The organism is Amycolatopsis japonica, assembly GCF_000732925.1.
Taxonomy (GTDB): Bacteria; Actinomycetota; Actinomycetes; order Mycobacteriales; family Pseudonocardiaceae; genus Amycolatopsis; species Amycolatopsis japonica.
Window position 1 is genome coordinate 8849163 of the sequence record NZ_CP008953.1, and the last position, 20172, is coordinate 8869334.

A 20172-nucleotide genomic window follows, 5' to 3' on the forward strand; every position below is an offset into this window, starting at 1 on the left:
CCGATCAGGGAGAACAAGTCTCGCCGAGAGTGATCGGGGCGCCGGAAGGCACTACTTGACGCCGATGCGGCCGACCTGGCCCCAGCGGCCCTTCTTCCACACCGACACGATCGCCGGCCGCGGCTGCGAAGTGCCGCCGTCCGGCCAGTGCGACGTCGGGTTCGCGGAGCTGTCCGCGTCCTCACCCGGGTGCTGCACGGCGACGAGCACCAGGTGGTCGGTCACCACCGGGCCGCAGCATTCCGCGCCGACCGGGACCGACAGGAACTGCTTGACGTGCCCACGTTCCGGACCGTCGACCGGCACCGAGAACAGCCCGTCGTGGGAGCCGAGCGCGTTGCCGTCGGTGGAGATCCACAGGTTGCCGTGCCGGTCGAACGCGACGTTGTCCGGGCAGGAGATCGGGCTGACCTGCTCCTTCGGGAAACCGCCGAAGTAGGTGTCCGCCGTCTTCGGGTCACCGCAGACCAGCAGGAGCCGCCAGGAGAACTTCGTCGACGCGGCGTCGCCTCGGTCCTCTTCCCACTCGAGGACATGGCCGTTGCGGTTGTTCGGCCGCGGGTTCGGCTCGTCGACGTTCGCCTTGCCGGCGGGGCCACGCTGGCTGTTGTTGGTCAGCGCGGCGTAGATCCGGCCGTTGACCGGGTTCGGTTCGATGTCCTCGGGCCGGTCCATCTTGGTCGGCTGGACCTTGTCCGCAGCCTGCCGGGTGAACACGTAGACCTCTTCGGCAGTGAAACCGTCCACAAAGGACTGATTCCCCGCGGCCAGCGGGATCCACTCGCCGACGCCGTCGAATTCGCCGTCCGACGGCAGTTTGCCGGTGCCGTCGATCTCGGCGGCCGGGCTGTCGCCGGTGAAGCGGGCGACGTACAGGGTGCCTTCGTCGAGCAGCGCCGAGTTGTGGCGGCGCGCGTGCGCGCTCTTGCCCGGCTTGTACTTGCCCTTGGAGACGAACTTGTAGATGTACTCGAAGCGCTCGTCGTCACCGGAGTAGACGGCGACGCGGCCGTCCTTGGTGATCTTGACGTTCGCGGCCTCGTGCTTGAACCGGCCGAGCGCGGTGTGCTTGATCGGCGTCGAGTTCGGGTCGTTCGGGTCGATCTCGACGACCCAGCCGAAGCGGTTGGCCTCGTTGGGCTCCTGCGCGAGGTCCCAGCGCTTGTCGAACCGCTCCCACTTACGGGTGCTGGCGGCACCGGAGAAGCCGTACCGCTTCAGGCGCGCGGCCGCGACCGGGTCGGTGACGCTCGCCGCGTTGGCGAAGTACTGGTTGACGTTCTCCTCACCGGAAAGCACGGTGCCCCAAGGGGTCACGCCGCCGGCGCAGTTGTTCTGCGTGCCGAAGACCTTGCGGCCGGTCGGGTCCGCGGAGGTCTTGAGGAACTTCGAGCCCGCCGCCGGGCCGCGCACCTCGAAGGCTGTGTTCAGCGTGATGCGGCGGTTGAACGGGCTCGGCACGGTGCGCAGCGCGCCGCCGATCGGGTCGCGGAAGGCCTGGACGACCGAAAGGCCGTGCGCGGCCCACGCGATCTTGACCTGCTCCTCGGTCGGGTTCGCCGGGTCGTACTGGTCGGCCGGGAACATGTGGACCTCGGTGGTGTACTCGTGGTTCACCACCAGCAGGTTGCGGATGCCCAGCGGATCCTGCGGGATCAGGCCGACGAAGTCGTTGTTGTAGCCGAACTGCTTCGCCTGCGCGGCCGCGGTCTGCTTGCGGAAGTCGAACTTCGGGGCGCCGAATTCGACCGCGTCGCCCCAGCGGATGACGACGCGCTGGTCGTAACCCTCGGGGATGGTGATGGCGTCGAGCGTGTTCGGCGGCACCGCTTCGAAGTCGGTGCCGGGCACCGGACGCCCGGGGCGGCCCGGCTTGCCGTGGCCGGCGGCGGAGACGTCAGCCGGGGTCTCGGCGGCGGCCGTACCGGACAGCGCGGCGAAACCACCGGCGGTCGCGGCCAGCACGGCGCTCGCCTTCAGCGCGCCACGACGGGAAAGCATGTTCTTGACGACGTCGCCGAAGTACTCGTTGTCCGACGTGTTCGGCTCGGGGTGGGCGCACGCGTTGCCGCAGCGGTACTCGCAGGTGACCGCGGAGCGGCCACCGGGGTGGGAGGTGATCAACGGCAGGAGCCGCTGAGGCTCGAAGGACACAGGGCCTCCATGGTCGCGGTGGGTACACGTAGTCCAGTCGGGGGAACGCCGTGACGTTAAGCGACCAAAACGATCCGGCCCTGGCCAGAAGATGAACAGCGCGCGAACGAGCGATGGCGCGCTGCCGGACCCGGTAGCGCGCCATCGACCAAAAGTACTGCTAGATCGTTGCTTTTCGACTAGGAGCCGATGTCGGACAGCCCGTGCCTGCCCGGTTTCCAGACCGCCACCACCGAGGGACGGGGCTGGTTTTCGCCGCCGTCCGGCCAATGGGAGGCCGGTTTGTCGGCGTTCGCGCCGTCGACTTCACCCGGATGCTGGACACAGACCGTGACGATCTTCCGCTCGACGATCGGGCCGCAAGTCTCCGCGCCGCGGGGCACGGTGAGGAACAGCTTCAGCTCGCCGCGGTTGCGGCCCTCCAGCGGCACCGAGTAGAGGCCGTCGTTGATGCCGAGGGCGCCCGCCGAGTCGGTGGAGATCCAGAGGTTGCCGTGCCGGTCGAAGGCCACGTTGTCCGGGCTGGAGATCGGCGAGACCTGATCCTTGGGGAAGCCGGCGAAATAGGTGTCCGGCGAGGCCGGATCGCCGCACACCAGGAAAAGCCGCCAGCTGAACGTCAGCGCGAGCGCGTCCCCGCGCCGTTCTTCGAGCTCCAGCACTTGACCGTGCTTGTTGTTCAGCCGCGGGTTGGGCTCGGTGGCGCCTTCCTTGCCGGGGTTGCCACGCTCGACGTTGTTGCTGAGCGCGCAATAGATCCGGCCGGTGTACGGATGGGCCTGGATGTCCTCGGGACGGTCCATCTTCGTGGCGCCCACCCGGTCGGCCGCCTCGCGGGTGAAGACGTACACCTCTTCGGCGGTCATTCCGTCCACAAAGGACTTGTTCCCGGACGCCAGCGGGATCCACTCGCCACCGCCGTCGAATTCGCCGTCGCTGGGCAGTTTCCCGGTGCCGTCGATCTCGGAGACCGGGCTGTCGCCGGTGAACCGGCCGACGTAGAGCGTGCCGTCGTCGAGCAGGGTCATGTTGTGGCGCCGGGCATGCGCGCTGTCGCCCGGCTTCATGCGCCCCTTGGAGATGAACTTGTAGATGTACTCGAAGCGTTCGTCGTCGCCGGAGTACGCGACCACGCGGCCGTCCTTGGCGACGCGGATGTTCGCCGTCTCGTGCTTGAACCGCCCGAGATGCGTGTGCTTGACCGGGGTGCTGTCGGGATCGTTCGGGTCCAGCTCGATCACCCAGCCGAAGCGGTGGGCCTCGTTCGGTTCCCTGGCGATGTCCCAGCGCGCGTCGAACCGCTCCCACTTGCGGGTGGTGGCGGTGCCCTTGATGCCGTACCGCGCGTAGCGCTTGCGCTTCACGGGATCGGTCACCGTTTCGGCGTTCCCGAAGTACTGGTTGATGTTCTCCTCGCCGGACAGGATCGTGCCCCACGGCGTGACGCCGCCCGCGCAGTTGTTCATCGTGCCCAGCACCACCGTGCCGGTGGGGTCGGCGGCGGTCTTGAGCAGATCGCTGCCCGCGGCGGGGCCCGTCACCTTGAACGGCGTGTGCAGCGTGATCCGCCGGTTGTAGCGGGACATCTTCGGCCGCAGGTGCCCGGTGTCGCGTCCGCGCGACACCTGGACGACGGTCAGTCCGTGGGCCGCCCACGCGATCTTGACCTGTTCCTCGGTCGGGTTGTCCTTGTCGTAACCGCGGAACATGAACTCTTCCGAGGTGTACTCGTGGTTCGTGACCAGGAGCGACGTGAGGCCCCAGTGGTCGAGCGGCAACAGCGCGGCGAAGTCGCAGTTGTAGCCGAACTGCTTCGCCTGCGCCTCGGCGGTCTGGTGGTCGAAGTCGAATTCGGGCGCGCCGGGCAGAACCGCGTCACCCCAGCGGATCACGATGCCCTGCTCGTAGCCCTCGGGCACCACGACGGCGTCGAGCGTGTTCGGCTGGACCCGTTTGTAGTCGGTGCCGGGTGGCGGTTTCGGCCGCCCCTCGGGAGCGGCGGACGCCGGCGCCGCGAGCGCGAGCGGCGTCCCGGCGGCCAGTGCGACGACGGCCGTCGCCTTCAGCGCGCCACGGCGGCTCACCGCGCCGAGCACGTCGGCGAAGGTGGGGTTGTCCGACGTGTTCGGCGCGTCGTGGAAGCACGCGTCGCCACAGCGATAGGTACAAGTCACTGACGCCCGGCTTGGTGAGTGGCCGGCCAGTAACGGAAGGAACTTCACGCGGACCTCCGTATCTGCAGTTCGGGAGGTCGACGCTAGGGCACCGGACCAACGAGAGGAAACCCCTCGTTGGTCCGGTGTTCACCTTTTGTTCCGATTTACATCTCTTCGCCGACGAGGACCGCTTCGGCCGGGATCGTGTGCGGGTCGGCGGTCTTCTCGCGGATCGTCAACAGGGCTCCGGCGAGCACGCACAGGACCGCGGCGATCACGAACGGCGCCTGCTTCGCACCGAACCACTCGGCCAGGTGACCGACGACGGTCGCGGCGACCGCGCCGCCGAGCCAGCGGCAGAAGTTGTACCCGGCACTCGCGACCGGACGCGGGGCACCGCTGATCGACATGGCCGTGCCGGTGAAGAGCGTGTTGAGCAGGCCGGACACCAGACCGGACAGGATGATGCCGACGACCAGCACCGGCTTGCTCGGGATCGCCATGATCAGCAGCAACACGGCGTACCCGAAGACGGCGACCACGGTCGCGTGCCGTTCGCCCAGCTTCGCGGCGAGTTTCGGCGCCAGCACCACCCCCGCGACGGCGACCGAAAGGCCCCAGCCGCAGAAGATCAGGCCGACGGCGACGGCGCTCCACTCCAGCACGAACGGCGACCAGGCCAGCACCACGAAGAACGCGGCCGTGTAGAGCGCGGAACCGATCGAGGTGCGCAGCAGCCCGCCGTGCTTGAGCGCGCGGAAGGGGTCGAGCAGGCGGATCTTCGGCCGCTTCTCCTTCGCGTCACCGGTCAGGAAGATCGAGCAGAGCACGAGACCGCACAGCATCAGCAGCGAAGTGCCGAGGAACGGACCACGCCAGGAGATGCTGCCGAGCAGGGCACCCAGCAGCGGGCCGACCGCGAGGCCGACCCCGAGCGCGGCTTCGTACAGCAGGATCGCGCCCGCCTGGCCGCCGGTCGCGGCGCCGACGATCACCGAAAGCGCGGTCGCGATGAAGAAGGCGTTGCCGAGCCCCCAGATCGCGCGCAGCCCGATGAGCTGCTCGATCGATCCGGACGCGGCGCACAGTGCGGTGGCGACGACGACCAGCGTCAGCCCGACGACCACGGTCCGCTTGGCCCCGAACCGGGCACTCATCGCGCCGGTCACCAGCATGGCGACCGCTTGGACGCCGAGGTAGCTGGAGAACAGCAGCGTCACTTCGGACGGCGTCGCCTTCAGGCCTTCCGCGATCGACAGCAGGATCGGGTCGACCAGCCCGATGCCCATGAACGCGATGACCGCGGCGAACGCGGTGATCCATACCTGTTTGGGCTGTCCTTTGACGGCGTCCAACAGGCTCGAGTGGGGCTCAGCGCTCATCGCGGATCAGTTCCTCCTTCTTGTCTTCGTGCAGCAACCTGGTGAGAGCGGGGAGCGCGGCTTCGATCGCGATGCGGTCGGTCTCGTCGAGTTCGAGGAGCCGCTCGCGGAGGAACTCCTCCCTCGCGACGATCAACCGCCGGTGAAAGCGCTGCCCGACCTCGGTGACCTCGACGAGCACGGCCCGGCCGTCGGCGGGATCGCGACGGCGGCTGACCAGGCCCAGCCGTTCGAGACGGCGGACGACGTCGGTCATCGTCGGCATCCGGACCCGCTCCAGGTCGGCGAGCGTGCTCATCCGGCGCGGCCCGCCGTTGAGCAGCTCCGACAGCACCGAACCCTGCGTGAGGGTGAGCTGCACCTGCGGCGTCTCCCGGCGGACGAGGTAGTACAGCCGGAACACCAGCGGGCGGAGCCGGTGGGCGAGATCGGCGACTTTCGTGGTCACTTAGCCATGCTAACTAAAATTACTGAGCATGGCTAAGTAATCTGCCGCACAGGTTTCCAGCGCCTAGGGTTGAGGGTGTGGAAGCGGTGATCTTCGATCTCGACGGTGTCCTGGTGGATTCGGAAAAGATGTGGGACGAGGTCCGCCGGGCGGTCGTCCACGAGTTCCACGGCACCTGGCGGGAGGAATCGACCAGGGCCATGCAGGGGATGAGCACCCCGGAATGGGCCGCCTACCTGGCGCACGACCTCGGCGTCCAGCTCCGGCCCTCGGACGTCGCGCAGCTGGTGATCGACCGGATGGCGCGGCGGTACGCGGAGAAGCCGCCGATCATTCCGGGCGCGCCGGGCGTCGTCCGCGAAGTCGCGAAGCACTGGCCGGTGGCGATCGCGAGCTCGTCGCCGCCGCTGCTGATCAAGGCGTTCCTGGACATCACGCGGCTGCCGGTGCCGACGGCGGTCTCATCTGAGCAGGTCGGCGCGGGGAAGCCGGCGCCCGACGTGTACCTGAAGGCGGCCGAGCTGCTGGGCGCGGAGCCGAAGAACTGCGCGGCCGTGGAGGACACCACGAACGGGCTGCGCGCGGCGCTGGCGGCGGGGATGGCGGTGTACGCGGTGCCGAATCCGCATTTCCCGCCGGATCCGGCGGTGCTGGAGCAGACGACGGTGGTCCCGGTGATCACGGACCTGCCGTCGGCGCTTCAGGAGGACTGAAGGGGTTTAAGCGGCCCCTCGAATGCTAGGAACGGTCCTTTCCTTGCAAAATTTGCAAGGAAAGGACCGTTCCTAGCGAGCGACCGGGAGGGTCACGCCTCGCCGGCGATGAACTTCTCCACCTCGTCGCGGGCGGTCGCGTCGTCGTACTGCTCCGGCGGCGACTTCATGAAGTACGAGGAAGCCGAGAGGATCGGGCCGCCGATGCCGCGGTCCTTCGCGATCTTCGCGGCGCGCACGGCGTCGATGATGATGCCCGCCGAGTTCGGCGAGTCCCACACCTCGAGCTTGTACTCCAGATTCAGCGGCACGTCGCCGAAGGCACGGCCTTCGAGGCGGACGTAGGCCCACTTGCGGTCGTCGAGCCACTGCACGTAGTCGGACGGCCCGATGTGGACGTTGCCCTTGCCGAGCTCGCGGTCGACCTGCGAGGTGACCGACTGGGTCTTCGAGATCTTCTTCGACTCGAGCCGCTCCAGCTCCTTCATGTTCAGGAAGTCCATGTTCCCGCCCACGTTGAGCTGCATCGTCCGGTCGAGCTGGACGCCGCGGTCTTCGAACAGCTTCGCCAGCACGCGGTGCGTGATGGTGGCACCGACCTGGGACTTGATGTCGTCACCGACGATCGGGACGCCGGCCGCGCGGAACTTCTCCGCCCACTCCGGGTCGGAGGCGATGAACACCGGCAGCGCGTTGACGAACGCCACACCGGCGTCGATGCACGCCTGCGCGTAGAACTTGTCGGCCTCTTCGGAACCCACCGGCAGGTAGGAGACGAGCACGTCGACCTCGGCCTCGCGCAGCGCGGCGACGACGTCGACCGGAGTCTCGTCGGATTCCTCGATGGTCTCGCGGTAGAAGCGGCCGAGACCGTCGTAGGTGTGACCGCGCTGCACGGTGACGCCCAGCGGCGGCACGTCGGCGATCTTGATGGTGTTGTTCTCGCTGGCGAAGATCGCCTCGGACAGGTCACGGCTGACCTTCTTGGCGTCCACGTCGAACGCGGCGACGAACTCGATGTCGCGGACGTGGTACTCGCCGAACACGACGTGCATCAACCCGGGCACGCGGGTGCCGGCATCCGCGTCGCGGTAGTACTGAACGCCCTGGACCAGTGAGGCCGCACAGTTGCCGACGCCCACGATGGCCACCCGAACGCGGCGGTTCTCGCCCATGCCGGTTTCTCCTTCATTAGTCCAACAGTTGTAGGTAATGCGCAGCGAGGACCGCCGGAGCGCCTCAGGTCTCCGGTCCGCGCTGCTCGGCCTGTTCGTGCGCGATCAGCTCGTTGAGCCAGCGCACCTCCCGCTCACTGGACTCCAGCCCGAGCCGGTGCAGCTCACGGGTGTAGCGGTCGATCTTCTCCTCGGCCCGCGCCATTGCCGTCCGAAGTCCTTCTCGGCGTTCCTCGACCCGACGACGACGACCTTCCAGGATTCGCATCCTGACGTCGGCCGGTGTCCTCGAAAAGAACGCCAGGTGGACGCCGAAGCCTTCGTCGTCCCACGTCTGCGGCCCGGCGTCGCCGAGCAGTTCGGCGAACCGTTCCTTGCCCTCGGCGGTGAGCTTGTACACCCGCTTGCCCCGGCGCGCCCACGCCCGGTCTTCCACCTCTTCGAGCTCCTCGACGAGGTAACCGGCGCGAAGCAACCGGCGCAAGGTCGGGTACAGCGAGCCGTACGAGAACGTCCGGAACATCCCGAGCGTCTCATGCAAACGTTTGCGCAGCACGTAACCGTGCATGGGGGTCTCGTGCAGCAGCCCCAAGATCGCGAGCTCGAGCACACCGCACCCCCTTCCGGGAACAAACCGCGACCGGTCGCGTTGGCCACCGTGACCGGCTCGGTCAACCTACCGGCCCACTATATCGCGCCGATACATCGAAGTGGCGTAGCTAACCCGATCGAGCACCGGCTGATCCGGACGAAATTCACCGGAGAGTTATCGAATCGTCGGCGTGTCCGACCGTGCGCGGACCGTCCCCCCGAGAACGGGGCGTGGACCACACAGGAAGAGCCCGTACTCTGTTGGCGTGCGAAACCAGCGGCAGGTCGTGGACTACGCCTTACAGCGGCGCGCGCTGCTCAAGGGCGTCCACTCCGGACGGGTCGGCACATACGACGTCTGCGACGCGGGCCCGTACCTCCTGCGGGCCGCGAAATTCCACGGCCGACCAGGCGAGCAGGACTGCCCGGTCTGCCACCGGGAGCAACTGACCCTGGTGTCCTGGGTGTACGGCGACGAGCTCAAGCACGCCGCCGGATCGGCCAAGACGCCGGAGGAACTGACGCGGATGGACGGGCTCTTCGCGGAGTTCACCGTCTACGAGGTCGAGGTCTGCCAGAGCTGTCACTGGAACCACTTGGTGCGGTCCTACGTCCTCGGAACAGGAGAACCGGGAACCACCCGGCCACGGACCCGGTCGCAGAGGACAGCGGGTCAGTGACAGGTATCGAAAACGCAGTTGACCACAGAGCGGCGTCCCCCGAAGCGCCGGTCTGGGAGGCCCATTCGTGAACGACGACCGCAATCGCTCCTGGCCTGGCCAGGAGCCTGATGCACCTCGCCGTGCCCAGTGGCCGGGCGAAGCCGACGAACCAGGCTGGCCGAGCGAAGAACCGCCGCGCCGCCCCCAGCGCCGGACACCCCCGAGCGGCACCCCCCGCTCGGCCCCGCCACGGTCCGCGAACGAGCCACAGTGGCCGGGCGGCGACTCCGGCGGCCCGGAGTGGCCCTCCGACAACGAGCCGCGCCGTCCCGCGGCCCCGCGTCGTGCCAACGGCATGCCCCCGCGCAAGCAGGGACCCCCGCCGCCGGGAGCGCGAGGCCCCGCCGGTGACCAGCGGTCCCGTCAGGGTGCCGCCGGGCACCGCCCGCCGCCGCCCCCGCCCGGCAACCGCCGTCCTCCGGCCCCGGCCGACCAGGCGACCGCGATGGTCCGGCCGGTCGAGCCGGAACCGTACGAGCGCGAGCCCGAGCTCATCACGCATCACGCGCACAACGGCACCGAAGACCCGTACGGCTACGACCCGTACGACGATCGCTATGACGATCGTCACGAAAGCACCACGCTCGGCGCCGAGGGCGAAGACGCCTATGACGACGAGCCCTCCGAAGACGGAGAAGACGGAGAAGACGGCAAGAAGAAGGTCCTCACGCCGAAGCAGCGCAAGAAGCGTCGCTGGCGGATCATCCGCCGGGTCCTCTACGCGATGTTCGGCCTCTTCGTCGTGGTGCCCGCGATCGCGTTCGTCATCACCTACTTCCTGGTGGACGTCCCGTCGCAGGAAAGCGTCGCGAGCCTGCAGAGCCAGCCGATCACGCTGATGTACTCGGACGGCAGCCCGATGGGCAAGATCGCGCCCGCCAGCGGCGGAAGCCGGTACCTTCTGCAGCCGGGCGACGTCCCGGAGGTGGTCAAGAAGGCCGTGTACGCGGCCGAGGACTCGTCGTTCGAGACCAACTCCGGTTTCGACGTCGGCGGCATCCTGCGCGCGGTCTACAACAACGTCACCGGCGGCCAGGGCGGCGGTTCGACGATCTCCCAGCAGTACATCAAGAAGGCCACGGCCAACGAGGCGCCGACGCTCACCCGTAAATGGACCGAGCTGGCCAAATCCTTCAAGATGAACAACCAGATGTCCAAAGAGGAGATCATCACCGCCTACCTCAACACCATCTACTTCGGTCGCGGCGCGAACGGCATCGAAGCGGCCGCGCAGGCCTACTTCAAGAAGCCGGCCAAGGAACTCGGTGCGTCCGAGGCCGCCCTGCTCGCCGGCCTGATCCAGGGCCCGAGCAAGTCCGAGAACGAGGCCTACGCCACCAGGCGGTGGACCTTCGTGATGGACCAGATGGTGGCGAACAAGTGGCTCGACCCGGGTGCGCGCGCCACCGCGACCTTCCCGAAGCCGATCCCGAAGGCGCAGGCGAAGGCCGACGACGCCGGGACGCTGAGCCTGCACATCCGCAACCGCGTGATCGACGAGCTCGAAGCGCGCGGCTACGACCAGGACCGGCTGCACCAGGGCGGCTACAAGATCACCACGACGATCGACCCCAAGGCGCAGAAGATGGCCGAGGAGTCCGTCGCCGAGGGGATGAAGGGCCAGACGGACGAGAACATCCTGAACGCGCTGGTCGCGGTCGATCCCAAGACCGGCGGCGTGGTCGCGTACTGGGGCGGCCCGGACTGGACGAAGAACGCGCAGGGCCAGGACGTCCAGGCGATGGACTGGGCGAACGTGCCGCACAACCCCGGTTCGGCGTTCAAGGCCTTCGACCTGACCGCCTTCCTCAAGATGGGCAAGGGTCTCGGCGAGACCTTCGACGGTTCCAACAACCGGAAGTTCGACGGCCGCACGATCCGGAACGCGGGCGAGAGCTCCAACTGCGGGCCGCAATGCACGGTCGCCGAGGCGATGAAGGTCTCCGCGAACACCGTGTTCTACGACATGGTCCGCAACGAGACGAAGATCGACCCGGTGGCGAAGGCCGCGAAGGAAGCCGGCGTGATAGTGGAGGCCGACGGCGGCAAGGCGAAGCTGAGCCCCGACATCAACATCGCGCTCGGCGGTGGTGGCACGGTCACCACCGCGGAGGACATGGCGGCCGGCTTCGCCACCTTCGCCGGTGAAGGTGTCCGGCAGAAGCAGCACTTCGTCGCGAAGCTGACCAACTCCCAGGACGAGGTCGAGTTCGACGAGACCGCTCCCAAGGGCGCTCCCGCCTTCAGCGACGACGCCGCCAAGAGCAAGCAGATCGCCGGCAACGTCACCGACGCGCTCGAAGAGGTCATCCCGTACTCGAAGCTCAAGTGCCCGAAGGGGCACGAGTGCGCGGGCAAGACCGGGACCCAGCAGTACGACCCAAAGAAGGACGACCCGCCGAGCTATCGCGATCGCAACGCCCAGACCTGGATGGTGGGCTACACGCCGAGCATCTCGACCGCGGTGTGGGTCGGCGGCGACGGCAACAAGCCGCTGCACGACAAGAACAACAAGCCGGTCTACGGCCGGACCATCGCCGGCCCGATCTGGGAAGACTTCATGTCCCGGTACATGACCGGCAAGCCGTCGGAGAAGTTCGAGAGCGTCAAGCCGATCGGCAAGGACGCGCGTTCCGTGCCGACGACGACGGCGCAGAAGCCGCCGGAGACGTCGACGCCGACCGAGACGCCGACGACCACCCCGACGCCGACGACTCCCACCGAGCCGACGGAGACGGAGCCGACGAAACCGACCAAGCCCACGAAGCCGAGCTGGACGAGGCCGGGGCCGGGGACTTCGGATCCGTTGTTCCCGAACGGCGAAGATCCGTGACGATCGGGCTGAGCACGTGACGAAAGGTGTGCCGGGCACTCGCCCGGCACACCTTTTTTCGTGGCATCGGTGAACCTGAACCGATCCGATACGTCTTTAGTAGAAGGAGACCTGCGACCGCAGGACCGCGCTCACCCACGGAAGGTTCGGAGGACGTCCCAGTGAACGACGATCCCCACGGCGGATGGCCAGGTCAGGACCCTGACCCCGCCCGTCGTCCGCAACGCCCGGCCGGACCGCCCCGTCGTCCCGCCGGTCCGCCCCCGGGATACGGACAGCGCCCGGGTCCCGGCCCGCAGGGGCAAGCGCCGTGGCAGCGCCAGGGTCCGTCCCAGCAGCAGCCGCCGCCCCCGCGTCGTCCGCAGCGGCCGCCGGTCGCGCCGCAGCACGAACCGGACCTCATCACGCATCACGAGCACAACGGCACCGCCGACCGCGGCTACGACGAGCCGTACGACGATGAGCAGTACGGCCCGGAGACCGACGAGAACGGGAAGCCGATCCTCACCCCGGCCCAGCGCAAGAAGCGCCGGTGGAGACGCATCCGGCGGGTGCTGCTCGCGCTGTTCTGCCTCTTCGTCGTCATCCCGGCGATCGCGTTCGTGATCACCTACTTCGCCGTCGACGTGCCGTCGCCGCAGTCCGTCGCGGCCACGCAGGGCCAGGCGGTGACGTACTACTACGCCGACAACACCGAGATGGGCAAGGACGTCCCCAAGGGCGGCAACCGGCACATCCTGACGCCGGAGCAGATCCCGGACATCGTCAAGAAGGCCGTCATCGCCACCGAGGACGCCTCCTTCGAGACCAACTCCGGTTTCGACATCGGCGGCATCCTGCGCGCGGTCTACAACCAGGTGACCGCGGGCAAGGGCGGTGGTTCGACCATCTCCCAGCAGTACATCAAGGTCGCCAGCGGGGACGACGAATCGTCGCTCGCCCGTAAATGGACCGAGCTCGCCAAATCCTTCAAGATGAACCAGACGTACGAGAAGAAGGACATCATCTCGGCGTATCTGAACATCATCTACTTCGGGCGCGGCGCATACGGCATCGAGTCGGCCGCGCAGTCGTTCTTCGGCAAGCCCGCGGGCGAACTCAACGCCTCCGAGGCGGCACTGCTCGCGGGCCTCATCCAGCAGCCGGGCCGCTCGGAGAACCCGAAGGTCGCGAACGAACGCTGGACCGTCGCGCTGAACCGCATGGTGCAGAACGGTTTCCTCTCCGCCGCCGACCGCGCGAACCTGCAGTTCCCGACGCCGATCCCGCAGACCGACAAGGAGCAGGCGGGCGTGGTCAACCCGTTCATCCGCGACAAGGTCAAGGATGAGCTCGCCGCGAACGGCATCACCGCCGACGTCTATTACCGGGGCGGCTACAAGGTCTACACGACCATCGACCCGAAGGCGCAGGCCGCGGCCGAGCAGGCGGTGGCCGACGGGATGAAGGGCCAGACCGACGAGAACCTGCTCAACGCGCTCGTCGCGATCGATCCCAAGACCGGCGGTGTGAAGGCGTACTACGGCGGCCCGTCCATCGTGAAGGGCCCCAACGGCCAGGACCAGAAGGGCCGGGACTGGGCGAACACGCCACAGAACCCCGGATCGTCGATGAAGCCGTTCGACCTCACCGCGTACATGCAGCTCGGCAAGGGCGGGATCAACTCGACGTTCGACGGGTCCAACAACCGGCAGTTCGGGAAGCAGACGATCCGGAACGCCGGTCCCGGCAGCACCTGTTCGCAGCAGTGCACGGTGTCCGAGGCGATGCAACGGTCGGCCAACACGGTGTTCTACGACATGGTCGTGAACGTGACCAAACCCGGGCCGGTGGCACAGGCCGCCAAGGACGCCGGGGTGAAACCCGCCCCCGACGGCACCTCGGAACTGTTCGCCGACAACAACATCGCGCTCGGCGGCGGCAAGACGGTCATCACCCCGGAGGACATGGCCGCCGCGTACGCCACCTTCGCGGGCGACGGCCAGCGCCGGGACAAGCACTTCATCGTCAAGGTGACCAACTCGCAGGACGAGGCCGCGTACTCGGCTCCGGAAGAGGCGAAGCCTGCGTTCGCCGACGACTCCGACAAGAGCAAGCAGATCGCCGGCAACGTCACCGAGTCGCTCAAGGGTGTCATCCCGTTCTCGAAGCTCAAGTGCCCCAACAACCACGAGTGCGCCGGCAAGACCGGGACCCAGCAGCACACCTACCGGCAGGGCGAGCCCGCGTCGGCCAAGGACGCCAACTCGCAGACCTGGATGGTCGGCTACACGCCGTCGATCTCGGCCGCGGTGTGGGTCGGCGGCGACGGTGACAAGGCGCTGAAGGGCAAGAACGGCAAGTCGATCTTCGGTTCGACGATCGCCGGGCCGATCTGGCAGAAGTTCCTTTCCCTGTACCTGAACGGGAAACCGGGGGAGCGCTTCGACAAGGTCAAGATCATCGGCGGGGACGACAGCAACACCGTCCCGTCGACGCAGACCCCGCCGGACGACGACGAGGGTTCGACCGAGACCGGCACGCCGTCGACGGGTCCCTCGACCGGATCTTCGTCTTCGCGGAACGAAGAGGATCCGCCTTCGAGCTCGAAGAACCCGCCTTCGTCCAGTGAGAACAACGAAGAGGGCGGCAACGGAGGCCCGCCGGGCCGGGGCGGCAGAGGCGATACCGAATAGCTAGAGGGTGACGACGCGCCGTTCGGCACCCGCGAGGTGGGCGGCTTCGATGACCCGGAGCGTCTCCACGGCGGAGGCGGGATCGACCGGGAAGCCGCCCTTGCCGAGCAGCGCGTCGCGCACCTGCGCGTAGAAGTCCTCGTAGCGGCCGACCTCGGTGGGCACGGTCTCGACGTCGTCGTTCACGCCGAGCACGCCGGCGTCCGACTCCGGTTCGACGCCCCAGCCGGGGTCGCCGGGCCGCAGCCCGTCCTTGATCTGCGGCTCCTGGACGTCGAGGCCGTACTTGGTGAAGGTCGCCTTGTCGCCGAGCACGCGGAATCGCGGGTTCCGGGTGCCCGCGAGCGCGGACGCCCACAGGTGCGATCGCACGCCGTTGGTGTGCCGAAGCGCGACGAAGGCGTCGTCGTCGACCGACACCCCGGCGCGGCGCCTGTCGACCTCCGCGTAGACATCGGAAACCGGGCCGAACAGCTGCAGCGCCTGGTCGACGATATGCGCGCCGAGGTCGTAGAGGAGCCCGCCCGCCTCGGCGGGGTCGCCGAACTCGCGCCAGTTGTCCCGCGGCTTCGGCACCCAGCGGTCGTAGCGTGACTCGAAGCGGAAGACGTCGCCGAGACGGCCGGTTTCGAGGACCTTCCGGACGGTGAGGAAGTCCGAGTCGAACCGGCGGTTCTGGAACACCGTCAGCCCGACGCCCTTGGCCTTCGCGGCTTCGACGACCTTCGCCGCTTCGGCCGCCGTCGGCGCGAAGGGCTTGTCGACGACGACAGGCAAACCCGCCTCGATCGCCTGGAGCGCGAGTGGGACGTGCGTGCGGTTCGGCGTGCTGACGACGACCAAGTCCAGCTCGCCGGCCTTCGCGAACAACGCGTCCGCGTCCGGCAGCACGTCGGCGGCCGGGTGGTCGGCGCGTGCCTGCGCGACCCGGTCCGGGTTCGAGGTGACGATGGCGGCCGGGGTCAGCCCCGGTGTCGCGTCGACCAGCGGCGCGTGGAAGACGCGTCCGCCGGTGCCGTATCCGAAGATCCCCACTCGCAAGTCAGCCATGACCCCATTAAACAACAGTGTTGCGTAATCAGCCAGTCATGGCAGGATGCGCGCTATGCCGGAGACCGGGGTCAATCTGCGCGGCCTGCGCCAGCACAATCGGACACTGCTGCTCACGCACATCCTGCGCGCGGGCGGCCTCAGCCGCGTCGAACTCGCCGAGCGCACCCGGCTCACCCAGCAGGCCGTCTCGAAGATCGTGCCCGAACTGCTCGAAGCCGGCCTGCTGGACGAAGAACGCCAGCCCGCGTCGGGTGTCGGCAAGCCACGCACCCTGCTGCGCGTCCGCGCGAACGCCCGGCACGCGCTCGGCGCCCAGCTCGACCGGGACTCCTACCGGGTGGTCATGACCGACCTGACCGGGAGGATCATCGCGTCGCGCGGCGGGCCGCTGGCCCCCGGATTCACCCCCGACCAGGCCGTTGCCGCCCTCGGCGAAGCGACCGAAGCGCTAACCGACGGCGTCGAGGGTGTCCTCGGCCTCGGCGTCGGCAGCGTCGGCCCGCTCGATCACCACGAAGGAGTGGTCCGGGACGCCACGAACATGCCCGGCTGGCACCACGTGCCCCTACGCGACCTGCTCGCGAAGCGCACCGGACTGCCCGTGCGGCTCGACAAGAACACCAACGCCGCCGCCTTCGCGCAGCACTGGCCGGAGGGCGACCAGGCCGCGACCGCCGTCGTGCTCGTCGGCACCGGGATCGGCGTCGGCCTGCTGATCGACGGCAGGCTGTACCGCGGGCCGCGGACCAACGCCGGCGAGTTCGGGCATACGACGCTCGCCTTCGACGGACCGCGCTGCGCGTGCGGCCGCCGCGGCTGCGTGGAGGTGCTGCACAACGCGGCGGCGACCACGGAAGAGGCGGCAGGCCTGCTGGCGATCGGGCTCGCCGACCTCGTCCAGGTGCTCGACCTCGAACGTGTCGTGCTGACCGGACGTTCGGTCCGCGCGGCACCCGAGGTGTACCGCGACACCGTCGCGGAGCGACTGCGGGAGCTCCTGCCTTTGCCGCACTGGCAACGGATCCAGGTCGACCTCGACGAGATGGGCGACGACGTCGTGGCGTTCGGCGCGGCGGCGGAGGTGCTGGCCGGGTTCTACGAGAGCGGCGACATCACCTAGGAACCGGCTTGTAACGGACGAAGCTCCCGTGACGACCTTGCATCGACATTCGGGAGCAAAGGGAGTCAGTTGCGCGCCAGGGCGATCATCGCGACCATCACCGTGACCTGCGGGGTTCTGCTGTCCGGATGCGGCACCGCCGTGTCCCCGCCCGATCCCAAGGCCGAATGGACGGGCGCGATGAAGGGCGCGGGTTTCGTACCGAACTCGCCGCACACTTACGACGAGATGTTCGAGGCGGCGAAGAATTTCTGCAGCGCGGGATCCGCGCTCGCGATCAGCGGACTCGCCCGCACCGTTCTGACACCTGAAATGGCCGACCGGACAGCGATGCCGGCTCGCGGCAAGGACCCCGATACCGCGGCCAAGGCCTACGGGGACGCCACCTGGAAGTGGGCCTGCGGACACCAGTAGATCGCCGACCGGGTTCTCCGAGAGCGGCGACATCACCGGGTGGTCACCCGGATAGGCGCTAACATCCGCCACGTGTCCGACCAGACGACCCAGCCCGAGGCTCCGCTCTCCCTCACCCCCGGCGAGCGGGTCATCCCGAGCTGGAACGAACCGCTCGTGGCCGCGGCCACCCGCCCGATCGGCGGCCCGCTCGGCGAGCACGCGGCCGTGGGGCGGCACTGGTTCTGGTCGCCGCAGCGGGTCGGGCTGCTGCTGGCCTGCCTCGCGCTGGTGCTCTCGTGGTTCGGCAAGGCGTCGTGCATCCAGCAGTACACCGACGACTCCGGCACCCATCAGCTCGACTGGCGGGCGGGCCGCCCGTTCGTCGCGATGTGCTACTCGGACATCATCCCGCTCTACAGCTCCGAGCGGCTGAACAACTCCGACACCTTCCCGTACGTGACTTCGTGGACCGAAAACGCGGGAACGGCGAAGGAGACCACGCGGTACATGGAGTACCCGGTGGCGACCGGGCTGTTCCAGTGGATCAACGCGAAGCTCACCGAAGCCTGGCTCTCGGTCGCGGAAGCGGGCTGGCTGCCCGGCGCGCTCCCGGTGGCCGTGTACTTCAACATCTCGGCTCTGTGGCTCGCGCTGGCCTGGCTGGTCACGGTGTGGGCGACCGGCCGATCGCTGAAACGCCGCCCGTGGGACGCCGCACTGGTCGCGATCTCGCCGCTGGTGCTGGTGCACGTCTTCACCAACTTCGACGCCATCGCGACCGCGTTCACCGCGACCGCGCTGCTCGCGTGGGCACGGCGACGGCCCGAGATCGCCGGATTCCTGCTCGGGCTCGGCGCGGCGGCGAAGCTGTATCCGCTGCTCCTGCTCATCCCGCTGCTCTTCCTGTGCCTGCGCGCGGGCAAGGTCAAACAGTGGGCGCTCGCCGCCGGGCTCGCCGTGGCGACGTTCGTCGTGGTCAACGTCCCGTTCGCGCTCGCCGCGCCGACCGGCTGGTGGGAGTTCTTCCGGCTCAACACGGCACGCCCGATGGACCCGGACTCGCTCTACAACGTGATCTCCCATCTTTCCGGCTGGGCCGGTTTCGACGGGAAACTCGCCACGGGCGAGACACCGGTCGTGCTCAACGCCGTCGTCGCGGTGCTGTTCCTCGCCGCCTGCGCCGGCATCGGCTACGTCACGCTGAAGGCGCCGCGCCGTCCGAGGCTCGGTCAGCTCGCGTTCCTCGTGGTGGCCGCGTTCCTGCTCACCAACAAGGTGTGGAGCCCGCAGTACTCGCTCTGGCTGGTCCCGCTGGCGGTGCTCGCGATCCCGCGCTGGCGGCTGCTGCTCGGCTGGATGATCCTCGACGCGCTGGTCTGGGCGCCGCGGATGATGTACTACCTCGGCGTCGACAACAAAGGCCTGCCCCAGGACTGGTTCCTGGGCGCCGTCGTGGTCCGCGACCTGGCGGTGGTCGGCCTTTGCGCGCTGGTGATCCGCGACATCCACCAGCCACGCAAAGACCCGGTCCGCGCCGCCGGGGACGACGATCCGATCGGCGGATTCCTCGACGGCGCCCCCGACCTACGCGCGGTCAAGCCCGCTTCAACACCTCAGGCCCAGGACGTTCGAGCCTGATGTGCTTGCCGAAGTCCTCGGCCCCGAAGTCTTCGATCCGCACGACGACGGCTTCGGGCGAGGTTTCGACCAGCCTGCAGGTGAACCAGTCTTCGCCGTGCCTGACCGACCAGCGCTCGGCGAGGATGGCCAGGCCCTCCGCCTCCAGCAACGCGACGGAGTCGTCGAAGGCGGCGGGCCCGCCGAGCGGGTAGCCGAAAACGGTCAGTGCCTGCCAACGGGTTTCCGGCGCGGGGACGACGTAGCCGACGTGCTCGCCGTCCTCCGCCCGGTACACGGTCCGATTCTTCATGCGGCCAAGACTCGACCCTCCCGTGGCGAGAGGGTCAAGCCGATTCAGCGCACGAGGTAGCCGCCCGTGCTCGTTTCGAAGAACGGGATCGGGGCCGTGCAGCGCACGACGTCCTGATCGAAGCCGCCGACGGCCCAGCTCCAGCCGATCCGGTCGTGCCCGCCCGGCACGTCCCGTACCGAGAAACCGACCCGGCGCCCGACCAGGTTCACCGGGAGCGCGGGGATGTCGGCGCGTTCGATCACGCCGGTCAGGATCGCGAGGTCGCCATCACGCGAGACGCAGTCGACCTTGCCTTCGAAATCGGCGAAGGGCTTCCCGTCCTTGGTCAGATGATTCACGTGGAACCGCCCGGAGGACTTCCCGGGATCGCCGAAGGCTGCGAAGTCGAACCGGACCGGATCGCCTTCGTAGCCCGGAAACGTCAGCGGACCGCCCGCCGACCCGAGGACGACCGAGCCGGACGGCGGGGCCTGCGCCGCCGTCGCCTGGGTCGCCCCCAGCGTTCCCACGGCGACGGCGAGCACTGCGACGGCGGCGATCTTGGCCTTGAGCTTCATGGCTTTCCCTCCAGTACCGGGTGTTTCCCGGCTGGATTCGAGCCTTCCTTCGCCCGCGCGGGTGGGCCTCCCGCTGGAGAGGGAACGATCTCCCGCGCGAGTAGCCCCTCGGTCCGGCTTGATCACATGCCAGGTCCTCGCCACGCACCCCACAGGCACAAGCAGGCACAGCGGTCACAGTGCCTTCACACCATGCCGAGTACTTCAGCTGCCCAATCCGTCGCGAGTACCGCACTCACGTGATCGAAGCCGGAACTCGCGTGA

The 20172-nt window shown here is 68.3% G+C and carries 16 protein-coding genes; 7 read left to right on the forward strand and 9 right to left on the reverse strand.

Annotated features, from left to right (window positions below):
• Positions 1–51: 51 nt before the first annotated feature.
• From AJAP_RS41245 to AJAP_RS41260, 4 genes are all read right to left on the reverse strand, one after another.
• Entirely contained in the window at positions 52–2154 is a 2103-nt protein-coding gene (locus AJAP_RS41245; protein ID WP_038521879.1) for a PhoX family protein, read from the reverse strand.
• 179 nt (positions 2155–2333) lie between these two features.
• Entirely contained in the window at positions 2334–4376 is a 2043-nt protein-coding gene (locus tag AJAP_RS41250; protein WP_073845889.1) for a PhoX family protein, read from the reverse strand.
• Positions 4377–4474: 98 nt separating this feature from the next.
• Positions 4475–5692 (reverse strand): MFS transporter, encoded by a 1218-nt coding sequence (locus tag AJAP_RS41255; RefSeq protein ID WP_038521885.1) that lies wholly within the window; start codon positions 5690–5692, stop codon positions 4475–4477.
• Positions 5682–6140: a MarR family winged helix-turn-helix transcriptional regulator gene (locus AJAP_RS41260; RefSeq protein WP_038521887.1), complete on the reverse strand. Its 459-nt coding sequence runs from the start codon at positions 6138–6140 to the stop codon at positions 5682–5684. The genes AJAP_RS41255 and AJAP_RS41260 overlap by 11 nt, the downstream gene beginning before the upstream one ends.
• 77 nt (positions 6141–6217) lie before the next feature.
• On the opposite strand from AJAP_RS41260, the gene AJAP_RS41265 reads away from it, so the two are divergent.
• A complete protein-coding gene (locus AJAP_RS41265) occupies positions 6218–6853 on the forward strand; it encodes an HAD family hydrolase (RefSeq protein ID WP_038521890.1) in 636 nt (211 codons plus the stop codon).
• 92 nt (positions 6854–6945) lie between these two features.
• On the opposite strand, the gene AJAP_RS41270 is transcribed toward AJAP_RS41265, so the two are convergent.
• On the reverse strand, positions 6946–8028 hold the full coding sequence (locus tag AJAP_RS41270; RefSeq protein WP_034314293.1) for an inositol-3-phosphate synthase: 1083 nt from the start codon (positions 8026–8028) through the stop codon (positions 6946–6948).
• 64 nt (positions 8029–8092) lie between these two features.
• The gene (locus AJAP_RS41275; RefSeq protein WP_005168208.1) at positions 8093–8638 is read right to left on the reverse strand and encodes a PadR family transcriptional regulator; all 546 of its coding nucleotides are present in this window, start codon (positions 8636–8638) and stop codon (positions 8093–8095) included.
• A gap of 247 nt (positions 8639–8885) precedes the next feature.
• Here AJAP_RS41275 and AJAP_RS41280 point away from each other — a divergent pair, with 247 nt between their 5' ends.
• The 3 genes from AJAP_RS41280 to AJAP_RS41290 all read left to right on the forward strand — a co-directional run bounded on the left by AJAP_RS41280 (position 8886) and on the right by AJAP_RS41290 (position 14849).
• Positions 8886–9299 (forward strand): DUF5318 domain-containing protein, encoded by a 414-nt coding sequence (locus AJAP_RS41280; RefSeq protein WP_037334179.1) that lies wholly within the window; start codon positions 8886–8888, stop codon positions 9297–9299.
• A 487-nt stretch (positions 9300–9786) separates the two neighbouring features.
• Positions 9787–12174 carry a transglycosylase domain-containing protein gene (locus AJAP_RS41285; RefSeq protein ID WP_084098534.1) on the forward strand — a complete coding sequence of 796 codons (2388 nt, stop codon included), beginning with the start codon at positions 9787–9789 and terminating at the stop codon, positions 12172–12174.
• A 161-nt stretch (positions 12175–12335) separates the two neighbouring features.
• Entirely contained in the window at positions 12336–14849 is a 2514-nt protein-coding gene (locus AJAP_RS41290; RefSeq protein ID WP_038521899.1) for a transglycosylase domain-containing protein, read from the forward strand.
• Here AJAP_RS41290 and AJAP_RS41295 read toward each other — a convergent pair whose 3' ends face one another.
• Complete coding sequence (locus AJAP_RS41295; RefSeq protein WP_148311649.1) at positions 14850–15899, reverse strand: Gfo/Idh/MocA family oxidoreductase; 1050 nt, start codon at positions 15897–15899, stop codon at positions 14850–14852.
• Between the two features lie 55 nt (positions 15900–15954).
• On the opposite strand from AJAP_RS41295, the gene AJAP_RS41300 reads away from it, so the two are divergent.
• The 3 genes from AJAP_RS41300 (at position 15955) to AJAP_RS41310 (ending at position 19056) form a co-directional block, all read left to right on the forward strand.
• Positions 15955–17022 (forward strand): ROK family transcriptional regulator, encoded by a 1068-nt coding sequence (locus AJAP_RS41300; protein WP_038521904.1) that lies wholly within the window; start codon positions 15955–15957, stop codon positions 17020–17022.
• A 69-nt stretch (positions 17023–17091) separates the two neighbouring features.
• A complete protein-coding gene (locus AJAP_RS41305) occupies positions 17092–17436 on the forward strand; it encodes a hypothetical protein (RefSeq protein ID WP_038521907.1) in 345 nt (114 codons plus the stop codon).
• A 72-nt stretch (positions 17437–17508) separates the two neighbouring features.
• A complete protein-coding gene (locus AJAP_RS41310; protein ID WP_038521910.1) occupies positions 17509–19056 on the forward strand; it encodes a glycosyltransferase family 87 protein in 1548 nt (515 codons plus the stop codon).
• Here AJAP_RS41310 and AJAP_RS41315 read toward each other — a convergent pair.
• Positions 19013–19348, reverse strand: a complete 336-nt coding sequence (locus AJAP_RS41315) for a hypothetical protein (protein WP_037334159.1) — start codon at positions 19346–19348, stop codon at positions 19013–19015. The two genes, AJAP_RS41310 and AJAP_RS41315, sit on opposite strands and share 44 nt — an antisense overlap.
• Before the next feature lie 44 nt (positions 19349–19392).
• A complete protein-coding gene (locus AJAP_RS41320; RefSeq protein WP_038521913.1) occupies positions 19393–19908 on the reverse strand; it encodes a hypothetical protein in 516 nt (171 codons plus the stop codon).
• Between the last annotated feature and the right edge of the window lie 264 nt (positions 19909–20172).